A 14108-nucleotide genomic window follows, 5' to 3' on the forward strand; every position below is an offset into this window, starting at 1 on the left:
GGCGGCCGTGTGGCCGGAGCCGGGTGGTCAGAACAGGACGCTCATGAAGGCTCCGGTCTCGCGGAAGCCGACACGGGCGTACGCCTTGCGCGCGGGGGTGTTGTAGTCGTTCACGTACAGGCTGACGATGGGGGCCACATCGGCCAGTGCGTAGCGCAGGACCGCTGCCATGCCGGTCTCGGAGAGGCCGCGGCCGCGGTGTTCGGGGGCTACCCAGACGCCCTGGATCTGGCAGGCCAGCGTGGTGGCCGCGCCGATCTCCGCCTTGAAGACGACCTTGCCGTCCTCGATGCGGGCGAAGGAGCGTCCGCTTGCGATCAGCTCGGCGACCCGTGCCTGGTAGAGGAGTCCGCCGTCGCCCGCCATCGGTGAGATGCCCACCTCCTCGGTGAACATCGCCACGCAGGCCGGCAGGAGGACGTCCATCTCCTCCTTGCCGATGCGGCGCACGTGGGGGTCGGGCTCGACGTCGGCGGAGGGGTGCTCGGTGACCATGAGCGGCTGGTTGGCCCGGACCTCGCGGGCGGGGCCCCAGCCCGGTTCGAGCAGGCGCCACAGCTGGGTGGTGGGTCCGGCGGGGCCGACGATCGACGAGCAGCGGCGGCCGGCCCTGCGGGCGCGGTCGGCGAAGGCCCTGATCGCTTCCGGTGTCGCGCAGATGGGGACGAGATTGGCCCCGGAGTAGCACAGGGAGCGCAGTCGCCCGTCGGCGTACCAGCCCCACATCTCGCCGCCGAGGCGCCAGGGGTCGAGCCCCGCGACCTGTACGCGGGACGTGACGAAGGCGTTGGCCACGGGCTCGCTCTCCAGGATGGCGAGCGCGGCGCCGAGGTCGCTGGGTTCGAGGACCCGGGTGGTGGTCTGCGTCAACACGAGGGGGCCTCACCATACGGTCTGCTGATTTCCGCACTGTACCGAAAGGGGGCGGCGAGCGCCCCTCGCGTCCGGAAGCGGGACGGGGAGACCGCGTCCTTCCCCGCGTCCCCCGCGTCCCCCCGCGTCCTCGGCCGCCTTCTCCCCCGCGTCTTCCCCCGCGTCTTCCCCTGCATGGCAACGGCCGCGCCCCGCCGGACAGAGTCCGGCGGGGCGCGGTGAAGCTCTTCGGCGTGCGGGTCAGCTGATGGAGACCTGGGGCTCGCCGGAGGAGATGCCGTCCTTCTCCATCTGCTCGGCGATCTTCAGGGCTTCCTCGATGAGGGTCTCGACGATCTTCGACTCCGGGACGGTCTTGATGACCTCGCCCTTCACGAAGATCTGGCCCTTGCCGTTGCCGGAGGCGACGCCCAGGTCGGCCTCGCGGGCCTCACCGGGACCGTTGACGACGCAGCCCATGACCGCGACCCGCAGCGGGACCTCCATGCCTTCGAGGCCCGCACTGACCTGGTCCGCCAGCTTGTACACATCGACCTGCGCGCGCCCGCACGACGGACACGACACGATCTCCAGGCGACGCTGCTTCAGATTCAGCGCCTCGAGGATCTGCAGTCCGACCTTGACCTCCTCGGCCGGCGGAGCCGACAGCGAGACACGGATCGTGTCCCCGATGCCCTCCGACAGCAGCGCGCCGAACGCCACCGCGGACTTGATCGTCCCCTGGAACGCCGGACCGGCCTCCGTGACACCGAGGTGCAGCGGGTAGTCGCTCTGCGCCGCCAGTTGCCGGTAGGCGTTCACCATGATGACCGGGTCGTTGTGCTTCACCGAGATCTTGATGTCACCGAAGCCGTGCTCCTCGAAGAGCGACGCCTCCCACAACGCCGACTCGACCAGCGCCTCAGGCGTGGCCTTGCCGTACTTCTTCAGCAGCCGCGCGTCCAGCGAGCCCGCGTTCACGCCGATGCGGATCGGCGTCCCGGCGTCCTTCGCCGCGAGCGCGATCTCCTTGACCTTGTCGTCGAACTGCTTGATGTTGCCCGGGTTCACCCGCACCGCCGCGCAGCCCGCGTCGATCGCCGCGAACACGTACTTCGGCTGGAAGTGGATGTCCGCGATCACCGGGATCTGGGACTTCCGCGCGATCGTCGAGAGCGCGTCCGCGTCGTCCTGGGTCGGGCACGCCACTCGCACGATCTGGCAGCCGGAAGCCGTCAGCTCCGCGATCTGCTGCAGCGTCGCCCCGATGTCCGACGTACGCGTCGTCGTCATGGACTGCACCGAGACAGGTGCGTCGCCGCCGACCGCGACCGATCCGACCTGGATCTGGCGGCTGACCCGTCGGTCGGCGAGCTTGGTCGGAACGGCCGGCATTCCGAGAGAAATCGCAGTCATGCGCTGAGCATCCCCAAGGTGTGGATCAAGGTCCCGAGATCGGCGGGCTCCGGTCTTCGAGGTTACGGCACCGAAGGGGCGGCGCACGCACCCCGTCCGGCGATACCTCCCGGTTTCGGGTGGCCGGCCACCTCAGGTGTGACCGGCCACCACACGTGGTGCGCGTGGGTCGGTCAGGTGATCTTGACCGGGTTGACGATGTCGGCCACCAGGACCAGCAGCGTGAAGCAGATGAAGATTCCGGCGACCACGTAGGCCACCGGCATCAGCTTCGCCACGTCGAACGGACCGGGGTCGGGCCGGCGGAAGGCGCGCGCCAGGTTGCGTCGCAGGGACTCCCAGAGGGCCCCGGCGATATGCCCGCCGTCGAGCGGCAGCAGGGGCAGCATGTTGAAGAGGAAGAGCGAGAGGTTGAAGCCGGCCAGCAGGAACAGCATCATCGCGACCTGGTTCTGCGCCGGGACGTCGAGCGTCATGACCTCCCCGCCGATGCGGGCCGCGCCGATCACGCCGACCGGCGAGTCGTCCGCGCGTTCTCCGTCGCTGAAGGCCGCGTTCCAGAGGTCCGGGATCTTGGACGGCAGGGCGATGATCGAGTCGACGCCGTTCTCGATCATGTCTCCGATGCGGACGACCGAGTCACCGAAGGAGAGCGGAATGATCTCCGTGCGGGCGGCGAAGCCCAGGTAGCCGGCGTCCACGAACTCCTCCGGCACGACCTGGCCGTCGGAGTCCTTCTGCGCCACCGAGTTCTTCTGGAGCACGGCGTGCAGGGTCAGCTCCTGCCCGCCGCGCTCGACCACGATGGTGGCGGGGCCGATGGTGTCGCGGATGCTCTCGGAGAGAGTCTCCCAGTCGTCGATCCGCTGCCCGTCGAAGGAGACGATCCTGTCGCCCTCCCGCAGTCCGGCCGCCTTGGCGGGCGAGACCGGGTCGCCCTTCGCGCACTTGTCGCGGTCCTCGCTCTGCGAGATCACGCACTTCTGGACGCCCGCGACCTCGGTGGTCTGGGTCTGGAAACCGAACGTCATGGAGACGCCGAGGAAGATGGCGACGGCCAGCACCAGGTTCATGAACGGCCCGGCGAACATCACGATCACGCGCTTCCACGGCTTGCGCGTGTAGAAGAGGCGGGTCTCGTCGCCCGGTTCCAGCTCCTCGAACGCGGCGGACCTGGCGTCCTCGATCATGCTGCGCCACGGCGAGGTGGAGCGTGCCTCCATGCGTCCGTCGGCGCCGGGCGGGAACATGCCGATCATGCGGATGTAGCCGCCCGCGGGGATCGCCTTGATGCCGTACTCGGTGTCGCCCTTCTTGCGCGACCAGATGGTCGGGCCGAAGCCGACCATGTACTGCGGCACGCGGATGCCGAAGAGCTTGGCGGTCGAGAGGTGCCCCAGCTCGTGCCAGCCGATCGAGAACAGCAGACCCACGGCGAAGATGGCGATCCCCAGGATCGTCAACAGGATCGTCGTCAAACTCATGCGCGCGCCTCCGCTGTCGCTTTCGCCGAAAGCTCCTGGGCCCGGGCTCGCGCCCAGGTCTCGGCTTCGAGGACGTCCGCGACCGTCAGTGAAGTTCCCGTGGCAGGGGTGCCGTGTTCGGCCACCACTGCGGTGACCGTATCCATGATTCCGTTGAAGGGGAGCCGTCCCGCCAGGAACGCGTCCACGCACTCCTCGTTCGCGGCGTTGAACACCGCGGGGGCCGTACCGCCGAGAGTACCGACGTGCCGGGCGAGCCCGACGGACGGGAAGGCCTCGGTGTCCAGCGGGAAGAACTCCCAGCTGGACGCCTTCGACCAGTCGAAAGCGGGCGCGGCGTCCGGAACGCGGTGCGGCCAGCCGAGGCCGATGGCGATAGGTCCGCTCATGTCCGGCGGGGTGGCCTGGGCCAGCGTGGAGCCGTCCGTGAACTCGACCATGGAGTGGACGTACGACTGCGGGTGGACCACCACTTCGATCCGGTCGAACGGAATGTCGTAGAGGAGGTGCGCCTCGATGACTTCCAGGCCCTTGTTGACGAGCGTCGCCGAGTTGATCGTGATGACCGGGCCCATCGCCCAGGTCGGGTGCGTGAGTGCCTGCTCCCTGGTGACGTCGGCCAGCTCGCTCCTCGTACGCCCCCGGAAGGGACCGCCGGACGCGGTGACGACGAGTTTGCGCACATCGGCGCGGGTACCCGCTGCCAGGGCCTGGAAGAGCGCGGCGTGTTCCGAGTCGACCGGGATGATCTGGCCGGGGGCCGCGAGCGCCTTCACCAGAGGGCCGCCGACGATCAGCGACTCCTTGTTGGCGAGCGCGAGCGTGCGGCCCGCCTTCAGGGCGGCGAGCGTCGGGGCGAGACCGATCGAGCCGGTGATGCCGTTCAGCACCGTGTGGCAGTCGCTCTCGGCGAGCCGGGTGGCCGCGTCGGGCCCGGCCAGGATCTCGGGGAGCGGCTCGCCCGCCCCGTACTCCTCGCGCAGCGCCTCGCGCAGGGCGGGCACCTTGTCCTCGGCGGCGACGGCGACGGTACGCACCCTCAGGCGCCGCGCCTGCTCGGCGAGGAGGACGACCCGGCCGCCCGCGGCGGAGAGTGCGGTGACCCGGAAGCGGTCGGGGTTGCGCAGCACCAGGTCGATGGCCTGGGTGCCGATGGACCCGGTGGAGCCGAGGATCACGAGATCCCGGCGGCCGTCCGCGGCGTCGAAGATCAGATGCGGATCGGCGAGGGGGGCAGGGCTGTCGCTCATGCCCCCATTGTTGCCGCAACGGCTGTGCGCCGGGACAGGGCGTCCCCGACGGAGTCGTTTCACGGTGTCACTTCTCCATGGGATGCGCGCACAGCATTTCCTGCTCGGCGCTGTAGTGCAGGTACACGATCCAGTCCCTGCCCCAGCACTTCTCGCCCTCCGAGAGCCAGAACTCGGCCTCCTGCGAGCTGCACCCGACCTCTTCGAGATCCTGTTTCGGCCACTCGGCGTTGTTCCGTCCGCAGTCGCCGGCCATGAACTTGGCCGGGGTGGACGGGATCAGCGGCGGTACGGCGAAGACTCCGACGGCCGCGACGAGGGCGGTGACGACGGTCAGGGCGGGCAGCCGGGCCAGGACGCGGCGGCCGGGGGCGAGCTGCGGCCGCAGACTGCCCACGGGGTGCGGCAGGGCGCGGATCCGGCGGCGGGCACCGATGTTCATGAACAGGGTGACCGGGGCCGCGAACACGGACAGCAGTCCCCACCAGCCCTGCCAGAGGGTGTCCGAGGTCATCTTCCGGTACAGCGAGGTCCCGCAGGTGCGGCAGAAGGTGCCTTCCTCCGTCAGGAAGCGCAGGGTGACGACGAGCCCCTGATGACCGCGGACGACGGTGTGGACGGCGGGTATCGCTCCGCAGATGTCGCACGGAAGCGGCCGGGTACCGCCGAATCCGTACGGGGGCAGGGGCTGGTGCGACGGCGTGGCCATGAGATCTCCTGGGACGCGAGGACCGGGAAACCCTAACTGGCCGTCGTGGCAGCGGAATCCGCGAAGGTCGCAAACCGGGGAGGTGGATGACGGTCACGGGAATCCATCCTGCCGCGCGGCGGGCACGGCGGCGGGGCACGTCCAGCGCGTGGACGTGCCCCTCGGGACGGGTTCAGCGGATGGGCCGGTGGACGTTCTCCTTCGTCGATGGGCCCGGGGTGGCGTCGGCGATCCACGGGCCGTCGCCGCTCGGGTCCACGACCCCGTCCTCCAGCCAGGTGTACGTCCCCGACAGGACGCCGTCGACCACGCGCCGGTCGAGGTCGTCGGTGTTGGACCACAGGCGGGTGAAGAGTTCCTCGACCCGGATGCGGGACTGGTGGCAGAAGACGTCGGCCAGCTGGTAGGCCTCGCGGCCGTGCTCGCCCGTGGTGCGCAGGAGTTCGGCACGGACGCAGGCCGCGCTCATCGCGAAGAGTTCGGCGCCGATGTCGACGATCCGGCCGAGGAAGCCCTGTTTGGTCTCCATGCGGCCCTGCCAGCGGGACATGGCGTAGAAGGTGGAGCGGGCGAGCTTGCGGGACGCGCGTTCGGCGTACCGCAGATGGGTGGACAGGTCCGGGTGCCCCGTCGGGTGGAACTCGCTGTACGTACGGGGCAGTTGTCCGGGGCCCGTGACCAGCTTCGGGAGCCAGCGGGCGTAGAAGCCGGCCGCGTTCGCACCGGCCTTCGCCTTGGCTGACAGCGGCTTCTCGGGGTCGATGATGTCTCCGGCCACCTTGAGGTGGGCGTCGACGGCCTCGCGGGCGATCAGCAGGTGCATGATCTCCGTGGAGCCCTCGAAGATCCGGTTGATCCGCAGGTCGCGGAGCAACTGTTCGGCCGGAACGGCCCGTTCACCGCGGGCGGCGAGCGAGTCGGCGGTCTCGAAGCCGCGTCCGCCCCGGATCTGGACCAGTTCGTCGGCGATGAGACAGCCCATCTCGGAGCCGTACAGCTTGGCCAGCGCGGCTTCGATGCGGATGTCGTTGCGGTCCTCGTCGGCCATCTGCGAGGCGAGGTCGACGATGGCCTCCAGCGCGAAGGTGGTCGCGGCGATGAAGGAGATCTTCGCGCCGACGGCCTCGTGCCGGGCGACGGGCCTGCCCCACTGCTCCCGCACGGCCGTCCATTCGCGGGCGATCCTCAGGCTCCACTTGCCCGCTCCCACGCACATGGCGGGCAGCGAGAGGCGGCCGGTGTTGAGGGTGGTCAGGGCGATCTTGAGGCCGGCGCCCTCGGGGCCGATGCGGTTGGCGGCGGGGACCCGGACCCGGTGGAACCGCGTGACGCCGTTCTCCAGGCCGCGCAGGCCCATGAAGGCGTTACGGTGCTCGACGGTGATGCCCGGGGCGTCGGCCTCGACGACGAAGGCGGTGATCCCACCCTTGTGGCCCTCGGACACCGGGACCCGGGCCATGACGACGAGCAGATCGGCTACGACCCCGTTGGTGGTCCACAGCTTCACACCGTCGAGCACGTAGTCCTCGCCGTCGGGCACGGCGGAGGTGGCGAGCCTGGCCGGGTCGGACCCGACGTCGGGTTCGGTGAGGAGGAACGCCGAGATGTCGGTACGGGCCAGCCGGGGCAGGAAGGCGTCCTTCTGCTCCTGTGTGCCGAAGATCTTCAGCGGCTGCGGTACCCCGATCGACTGATGCGCGGAGAGCAGGGCGCCGATCGCGGGGCTGGCGGAGCCGATCAGGGCGAGGGCCTTGTTGTAGTACACCTGGGTGAGCCCGAGGCCGCCGTAGCCGGTGGAGATCTTCATGCCGAGGGCGCCGAGTTCCTTGAGGCCGTTGATCACCTCGTCGGGAATTCTGGCCTCGCGCTCGATCAGCGCGCCGTCGATCCTCGTCTCGCAGAAGTCCCGCAGCCGGGCGAGGAACTCCTCACCGCGCCGTACGTCCTCGTCGGCCGGGAGCGGATGGGGGTGGATCAGATCGAGCCGGAAGCGGCCGAGGAAGAGTTCCTTGGCGAAACTGGGCTTGCGCCAGTCCTGCTCACGGGCGGCCTCGGCCACCCTGCGCGCTTCACGCTCGGTGACTTTGGGTGCCTGGGGCGGTTCGGGTGGTGCGGATGGGGCGGACATGAGGAGCTCACCTCGCCGCTGTCGGGTCGGGTGGGGCCGGTTGGATCGCGGTACCGGCCGGTGGTCTTTCCCCGGTCGGTACCACTCGTCCGTGTGTACCCGATGCGACCCGCTCCCACCACCCCTGCGGCAGGGCGCGCGAACGGCCGCAGCCCCCGCACAGTGGTCGCCCCTCAAGTGCCCTGACCTGGCACTCTGCTCTGACCTGCAAGGACGTTGAGCGCCTCGACCCGCATCAACCCGCCTCGGCCCGTCCTGGGCCGGTTCAGCAGACCTCCGTGTTCGTTCCCACGGGAACACGGCCGGGCGGTGAGAGCTGGTATCCGCCGGAACAGGGCGCTCGCCGCCACCCTCCTGCGGACACGCTCAGAGTTGGCAGAAACTGATCCGCCGCTCGAGTTAGCCGGCGAGGCCCACCGGCCGTACTGGACCGGCGGTTCACGGGTGTCCTGTCCCCTCAGCGCTCCGGGACCCACTTCCCTTCGGAGGACCCGAGTGGGTGCCGCCCGCAAGGGAGCTCCCACGGACCGATCGCACGGACCTCTGCCGGGCCGAGGCGGCACTAGTACGACTGGACGTCGCTGGCCGCGCCACCAATGCTCATGACCGCGTAAGGGACTGACCACACTGCCGGGTGGGCAATCCCCCGACCGTGGTACCCGTCATCCCCGAAGGCGTCGCCGTGGTCGGCGCACAGGATGACCAACCACGGCCCGCGCTGGGCCAGCCCCTCCATGAGTCGGCCGAGGTGCTCGTCTGCGTACCGCAGGGCAGCAGCCTGCGACTCCCACGAATCCGTGCTCTGGCCGAGGTAATGCCCGTGTGGGACATGCGTCGCGCTCACGTTGACGAACAGGAACAGTGGTCGCCCGCTGTGCCGATCCGCTACATCGAGCGCCTTGTCGACCTGGTGTCGTGTGGAATCCGGGTCCGGGGAGCAGAACTCCGGTCGCCAGTAGTCCTCTTGGAACATGTTCGGCAGGACGGACCCGAGCGGAGTCTCACGTGAGAAATAGGTGACGCCTCCCACGCAGGCCGTCCGGTATCCGTGCTGCGTCAGCCCGGTCAGCAGGTCCGGGGCATCGAAGACGAACGTCGAGGGGTGCGGTGTCTTGAAGGCTGGCGGTCGGCACTCCCACAGCCGCGGCGGCTGTACGGGCTGTGGGAGCTTCGGCAGGAACCCTGAGAAGAACGCCATGTGCGCAGGCAAGGTGAAGGTGCCCGGTGTCCTTCGGTCCTCCCAATGCTCTCCCGGCAACCAGTTGGCTAGGCGAGGCGTGCCGCCCGCCGCGGTGGTGGCACGGGCCACGTCGTACCGCAAGGAGTCCAGCGTCACGAATGCGATGCCGTGGCCCTGGCCGACGACTTCCCGGACATAGATCATGCCGCGGCGTCCTGCACCGCCACCAGGTCCCGCCGGTCCACGACGCGGCCCTTGGCGCCTTCGTTGACAGGGATCGGCACGTTGTCGGTCTCGATCATTTCGCGGATCTCGGCCAGGTGATCCTCTTCAACCGACTGACCGTCCGATCCGAACAGACTGATGGTGACCGTCTCGCCGCCGACGTCGCCTTGGGCCGTCGCGATCAGCGCAGCCGGCACACCGCCGAGGCCGGCCGCGACCCGCAGCAGTGTCCGTTCGTCCGCCGCCCCCAGGTTCGACACCTCACACGCCCAGTGCTGGGCATTCATCGCGCCCCGCTGAAAGCCGTCGGCGAACTCCAAGCTCGTCGCCTCACCGTCGTGCGCGAGGACGAGCCGGCTGGTCTTGCTGACGACGACGAAGCAAGAGGCGACCCACCAAGACACCCCCTCGTGGATCTCGCCGGGGAACGCACCAGATGCACGGCCATCACGGATAACGGCGGCAGTCCTGATCGGATTAAGCACGACTGATCTCCAGGGTGGTCACGATGGTGGCGGCCAGCTCTTCGGGCGTCTGGTCATCGGTGTCCAGGACGACGCCGGTCGGGTCCTCGGCGGCCACGGCGGCGAAGTTCCTCAGGAGCGTGGACAGGCGGCCGGGGACGTCGAACAGTGCGGTGTCGTCCTCTTTCAGGTCCGACTTGTTCTTCATCCGGGCCCTCAAGGTCTTCTCGGAGCACAGGAGGTAGAACGTGTGATCCGGGACGGTGAAGTACGAGGCGAACGGGGCGACCAGGCGGCGCACCGCCTCGACGGGGACACCGTTGACGGCGGCGTGGCAGGCGATGACCGAGGACAGGTACCGGTCAGCGACGACCGGGCCCTTGGCCAGGCCCTCCGAGATCACGTCGGAGGCGTGCAGGGCTCCGGAGAGGTAGAACGCGAACTGCGGGAGCGCCCTGGCCTCCCGGTTGACCGCCGACGACAGCCGGGTCATCGGCTCCGGCAGGGTGTGCAGGGTCACGGCGCCGAGCTGCTCGGCGACAGCCCGCGTCAGCGTGGACTTACCCACGCCAGACACCCCCTCGATCACAACGAACGGGCCCTGCCGTTCCACATCTGCGGGCGTGTACGGGCCGGACAGCAGACTCATAGGGTCCCCTCAGTGAAGGCAGTCATGTGCGCCGCTACGGCAGCCGGGATGGTCTCCGGATCGGACAGTAGCGGCAGGACGTCCAGGCGTAGATCGTCGCGCAGCAGGCACGGCTGAATCCCGCCAGCGTGGTCCAGGCGCAGAGCCCAGAACCCTTCAACGCAGTTCGCTCGCTGGGGGCACGGCCCGCACTGCCCGACGTGGTGTCGCCCCAAGCCCTTCTGGATGACGTCGATTTCGATTCCGTCGACACGGAACACGCGGCGCCCCTGACCGACGCCGACGATCTCCACGCTCTCGCTGTCGGTCAGCGTCCGCAGCTGATCGATGATGCCCTGCGCGGACACAGCGGAGCTCTGGCGGTCGCCGTTGAAGTCCGTGTCCACCAGCTCGATGAACTGCACCGGCATCCGGTGATCGAGTGCGTAGTCCAGGATGGCCCGGACCTCGTGCTCGTTCTCACGCTGGAGGAGCGTGTTCAGCTCGACTCGGTCGAAGATCTCCCGGGCGGCCTCAATGCCGTCCAGGATGGTCGCGATCCCGATGCGGGTATGCGCGATCGCGCGCAGCGTCTCGTCGGAGAAGTAGTGAAGGCTCACCTTCACTTTGTCCAGCGGCGTCTGGGCCAGCCACTCCTGGTGAGTGCGCACCAGCGTGCCGTTGGTGATGAGGGTGTACGAGGTGTCGGGGCCGGGCGCCGACAGCTGAGTGAGGACTGGCCGCGCCAGCGGTGACGCCAGCGGTTCACCGCCGGTGAAGTACACGCGCTTGAGCCCGGAATCGACCAGGCCGGCGATCAGTCCCAGGTAGTGGTCGGCTGCCAGCTCACGGGCTCGTGGCTGCGCTTCCCTGTTCAGGTGGGTGAAGGGCGGAGGGACGTCACCCTCGTTGTGACAGAACCAGCACTTGATGTTGCAGCGCGGTGTCAGTGAAACACGCAGCTGACCGCGCAGCGTCGCGAAGTTCCGCAGTGCTGTCCAGTCAACAGCCTCTGTGATCGGTGGTGGTGCGACGTGGGACACGTTGCCTCCGATGGTGTTGGCGGCCAGGGCCACTCGGCCCCGCCTTCGGCTGTGTTCGGGCGGGTGTTTGCGGGCGCTCAGCGCTGCGCGTTGTACTCGCGGACCAGGACCTCCAGCCGCTGGACGCACGGCTCGCAGGCATGCATCGGGGCGTGCCCGTGGTCCTGCCTCTGTACGGGGCCGAGCCACATCACCGCCACGTCGGCGTCGTCGCAGCGCCAGCACAAACCCACGACCCAAGTCGCTTCCACGGGTCGGCTACCCACGGAGGATGCCGAGGGCCAGGGCGCCGATCAGCCCGAAAAGGGTCAAGACGTAGACGATCTGGTGGGTGCGCTCACGCACGGGGCTTCTCCTCGGCGGCCGAGAGGCAAGCCCCGGAGACAGTGGTGGACCCACCCCGGCCGTTCTCGTGCCCGGGGGAGCGCACAAATGCCGCACGGGCCGCGGCCAGCCGGGGTGGAAGCCTCGTGGCAGGACCACGCTCGATCACGGCGACTCCTCAACAGTCGTCGCCCCGGGTATGCGGACAGCATTACTCCCGGGGCCTTCAACGTCGAGAGTGGTATTCCTGCGATACCCCCGCGTCCCGGCGAGCGGTATCCCCATGATGGGTAGACGCCCTGAACCGCCGCCGCGCAGACTCGCGTCAGCAGGATGAAGCACCGCATGACCTACAAGCCGTCTACGGCCCTGCCGCGTGACCTCCTGGACGACGACGAGGTACAACGTGCGCTCATGGCGCACGACTTCGGAGTGGTGTTCCGGATTGCGCGCGAACGAGCAGGGATCAGCTACTCGAAGATCGCGGCCGAATGCGACATCAAGCCCGAGCGAGTCGGGACGCTCGCGCGCGGCCAAGGTCGGATCACCACGTTCGAGAAGATCGCGCAGATCGCCGATGCCTTACGAGTCCCGGGGTGCGTGGTCGGCCTCACCGCCCGCCCATGGGAGGTGGCCGACGCTCCTGCTGGAAGTCCCAGCGCAGAGAACGGACCACACGTGCGTCGCCGAGCAATCCTCCAGGCAGCAACCGGCCTTGCCGCCGCCCTCCCCACCCTCCACCAAACAGCCCCGCCACTCCGCATCACCGACACCTACGTGGACCGGCTCCGTGAACGCACCGCCCGCCTCCGGCGCCTGGACGAAGTCCTCGGCGGTGGCGACACGTACCGCGTGTACCTCGGCGAAGTGCAGCGCACGAAGAGTGACCTGCGAAGCGCCTCGTTCACTGTTGGGGCGCGACGCCGGCTGACCGCGCTCCTCGCCGAGCAAGCACAGCAAGCGGGCTGGGCGGCGTTCGACGGTGGCCGCCCGCGCGACGCCGTGGCCCTGTACGAAGAGAGCCGCACGTACGCCCGCGAGGCCGGGGACGTCGACCTGTACGGCAACTCCTTGGCGTTCCTCGCGTACGAGGCTCTCGCAGATGACCGGCGTACCGCGGTGGGTTTCGCGGTCGACTCCTGCGCGACCATCACCGCCCGTACGCCGTCCACCGTCCAAGCACTCCTGTACGAACGTCTCGCCTGGGCGTGCGCCGTCGACGGCCAGGCGAAGGCCACCGAGAAGGCCCTGACCCTCGCCTGCGAAGCTCTCGCCGATCCACGCGCCGGCGAGCCGCAGCCGGACTGGTCCGTCTGGGTCGACAACACGGAACTCGACATCATGACCGGCCGCTGCTGGACGGCGCTGCGCCGCCCCTTGCGTGCCGTGCCGGTCCTCTCCCGCGCCCTGGACCGGTATTCCGACGACCACGCACGGGACAAGGCCCTGTACCTGTCCTGGCTCGCCGACGCCTACCTCACCGCTGGTGAGGTCGAGCAGGCAGCCGCAACGGTCGGGCGCGCCCTCGAACTCTCCATGGACGTCGCATCCATCCGGCCGCGGCAGCGCCTCGTCCCGCTCCTCGAATACCTACGCCCCCACGCGGAACTGCAAATCGTCCGTGACGTCCTGGAGCTGGCCGCCAGCTAGTCCCCTGCCACAGAGTCGCCGATCCACTGCAACGACCGTTCGGCCCCCAACACGATCGGTACGGCGCACAGCTCCGGGTTGTCCCACGGGTGATGCTCCAGGAGGTGCGCCTCAAGCTCCGGGTAGCGGACCTTCGACGTCTTGAGGAGGAGCTGCCACTCCTCGCCGGTGCCGTACTCGCCCAAGTGCCAGAACACGCTGGTGACCGGCCCAATAATCTGGGCGCCTGCCGCGAGCCGATACTGAACTGCCCCCGCAGCAAGGGCAACGGCCTGCTCTCGGGTTCTTGTAGCCGTGGATACCTGCACGTAGTCAGTCATGGGCGGGAGCCTAACCACACAGCCTCACGCCCGGCAGCACGCCCGAGAGCGCGACCGGCCCTGGGGGCCTTGACCACGCAAACACGAAAACGCCCGCCCGTAATGAGCGGGGCACCTTCGTCGGGTCCTGGCAGCACAGCTCCTGAACTCAGCACGAGGGACAAGGCCGTTCTGCTGGATATGAGCTTTGGCGGACGTCCTCGCCTCCAGAGCAACTACGGAAGTGGTCCGCCGAGTTGGAGCGGGCACGCAGAGAGTTCGCGCGCAAAGCCCGCAACGAGCTCGGCGGCGCCCCCGCCGCCTGACGTCAGCACCCCATCCGTAGCGCCCTGGCGAGGAGATCGTTCGCCCGCGTGCCCGGGTGCCGGACGTACGCCGCGTAGACAACCCGACCACGGACCTCGAACCGCAGCGCCTTCGCCCTGCGGGGTCGGA

Annotated in this window: 13 protein-coding genes; 1 reads left to right on the plus strand and 12 read right to left on the minus strand. The window is 69.0% G+C overall.

Going from position 1 to position 14108, the window contains the following annotated elements:
- Positions 1-27: 27 nt before the first annotated feature.
- The 11 genes from F0344_RS08450 to F0344_RS08500 form a co-directional block, all read right to left on the minus strand.
- A complete protein-coding gene (locus tag F0344_RS08450) occupies positions 28-873 on the minus strand; it encodes a GNAT family N-acetyltransferase (RefSeq protein WP_185298193.1) in 846 nt (281 codons plus the stop codon).
- A 240-nt stretch (positions 874-1113) separates the two neighbouring features.
- Positions 1114-2268 (minus strand): flavodoxin-dependent (E)-4-hydroxy-3-methylbut-2-enyl-diphosphate synthase, encoded by a 1155-nt coding sequence (gene ispG, locus F0344_RS08455; RefSeq protein ID WP_185298194.1) that lies wholly within the window; start codon positions 2266-2268, stop codon positions 1114-1116.
- 173 nt (positions 2269-2441) lie between these two features.
- Positions 2442-3752, minus strand: a complete 1311-nt coding sequence (locus F0344_RS08460) for a M50 family metallopeptidase (protein ID WP_185298195.1) — start codon at positions 3750-3752, stop codon at positions 2442-2444.
- Entirely contained in the window at positions 3749-5002 is a 1254-nt protein-coding gene (gene dxr, locus F0344_RS08465; RefSeq protein ID WP_185298196.1) for a 1-deoxy-D-xylulose-5-phosphate reductoisomerase, read from the minus strand. The genes F0344_RS08460 and dxr overlap by 4 nt, the downstream gene beginning before the upstream one ends.
- Before the next feature lie 67 nt (positions 5003-5069).
- Positions 5070-5711 (minus strand): hypothetical protein, encoded by a 642-nt coding sequence (locus F0344_RS08470; RefSeq protein ID WP_185298197.1) that lies wholly within the window; start codon positions 5709-5711, stop codon positions 5070-5072.
- A 172-nt stretch (positions 5712-5883) separates the two neighbouring features.
- On the minus strand, positions 5884-7839 hold the full coding sequence (locus F0344_RS08475) for an acyl-CoA dehydrogenase family protein (RefSeq protein WP_185298198.1): 1956 nt from the start codon (positions 7837-7839) through the stop codon (positions 5884-5886).
- Positions 7840-8401: 562 nt separating this feature from the next.
- Positions 8402-9223 carry an STM4013/SEN3800 family hydrolase gene (locus tag F0344_RS08480; RefSeq protein ID WP_185298199.1) on the minus strand — a complete coding sequence of 274 codons (822 nt, stop codon included), beginning with the start codon at positions 9221-9223 and terminating at the stop codon, positions 8402-8404.
- A complete protein-coding gene (locus F0344_RS08485; protein WP_185298200.1) occupies positions 9220-9729 on the minus strand; it encodes a hypothetical protein in 510 nt (169 codons plus the stop codon). The genes F0344_RS08480 and F0344_RS08485 overlap by 4 nt, the downstream gene beginning before the upstream one ends.
- On the minus strand, positions 9722-10357 hold the full coding sequence (locus tag F0344_RS08490; RefSeq protein WP_185298201.1) for a dTMP kinase: 636 nt from the start codon (positions 10355-10357) through the stop codon (positions 9722-9724). The genes F0344_RS08485 and F0344_RS08490 overlap by 8 nt, the downstream gene beginning before the upstream one ends.
- Positions 10354-11412, minus strand: a complete 1059-nt coding sequence (locus F0344_RS08495) for a radical SAM protein (protein WP_258049771.1) — start codon at positions 11410-11412, stop codon at positions 10354-10356. The genes F0344_RS08490 and F0344_RS08495 overlap by 4 nt, the downstream gene beginning before the upstream one ends.
- 44 nt (positions 11413-11456) lie before the next feature.
- Entirely contained in the window at positions 11457-11612 is a 156-nt protein-coding gene (locus F0344_RS08500; protein ID WP_185303032.1) for a hypothetical protein, read from the minus strand.
- Positions 11613-12048: 436 nt separating this feature from the next.
- On the opposite strand from F0344_RS08500, the gene F0344_RS08505 reads away from it, so the two are divergent.
- On the plus strand, positions 12049-13353 hold the full coding sequence (locus F0344_RS08505) for a helix-turn-helix domain-containing protein (protein ID WP_185298202.1): 1305 nt from the start codon (positions 12049-12051) through the stop codon (positions 13351-13353).
- On the opposite strand, the gene cutA is transcribed toward F0344_RS08505, so the two are convergent.
- Entirely contained in the window at positions 13350-13673 is a 324-nt protein-coding gene (cutA, locus tag F0344_RS08510; protein WP_185298203.1) for a divalent-cation tolerance protein CutA, read from the minus strand. The genes F0344_RS08505 and cutA overlap by 4 nt on opposite strands.
- Positions 13674-14108 lie beyond the last annotated feature (435 nt).

Source organism: Streptomyces finlayi (assembly GCF_014216315.1).
Lineage (GTDB): Bacteria > Actinomycetota > Actinomycetes > Streptomycetales > Streptomycetaceae > Streptomyces > Streptomyces finlayi_A.

Bases quoted from the DNA above. Each gene is read 5' to 3' on its own strand.
- ispG (WP_185298194.1), bottom strand. From the start codon at position 2,268: ATGACTGCGATTTCTCTCGGAATGCCGGCCGTTCCGACCAAGCTCGCC.
- F0344_RS08460 (WP_185298195.1), bottom strand. From the start codon at position 3,752: ATGAGTTTGACGACGATCCTGTTGACGATCCTGGGGATCGCCATCTTC.
- dxr (WP_185298196.1), bottom strand. From the start codon at position 5,002: ATGAGCGACAGCCCTGCCCCCCTCGCCGATCCGCATCTGATCTTCGAC.
- F0344_RS08470 (WP_185298197.1), bottom strand. From the start codon at position 5,711: ATGGCCACGCCGTCGCACCAGCCCCTGCCCCCGTACGGATTCGGCGGT.
- F0344_RS08475 (WP_185298198.1), bottom strand. From the start codon at position 7,839: ATGTCCGCCCCATCCGCACCACCCGAACCGCCCCAGGCACCCAAAGTC.
- F0344_RS08480 (WP_185298199.1), bottom strand. From the start codon at position 9,223: ATGATCTATGTCCGGGAAGTCGTCGGCCAGGGCCACGGCATCGCATTC.
- F0344_RS08490 (WP_185298201.1), bottom strand. From the start codon at position 10,357: ATGAGTCTGCTGTCCGGCCCGTACACGCCCGCAGATGTGGAACGGCAG.
- F0344_RS08505 (WP_185298202.1), top strand. From the start codon at position 12,049: ATGACCTACAAGCCGTCTACGGCCCTGCCGCGTGACCTCCTGGACGAC.
- cutA (WP_185298203.1), bottom strand. From the start codon at position 13,673: ATGACTGACTACGTGCAGGTATCCACGGCTACAAGAACCCGAGAGCAG.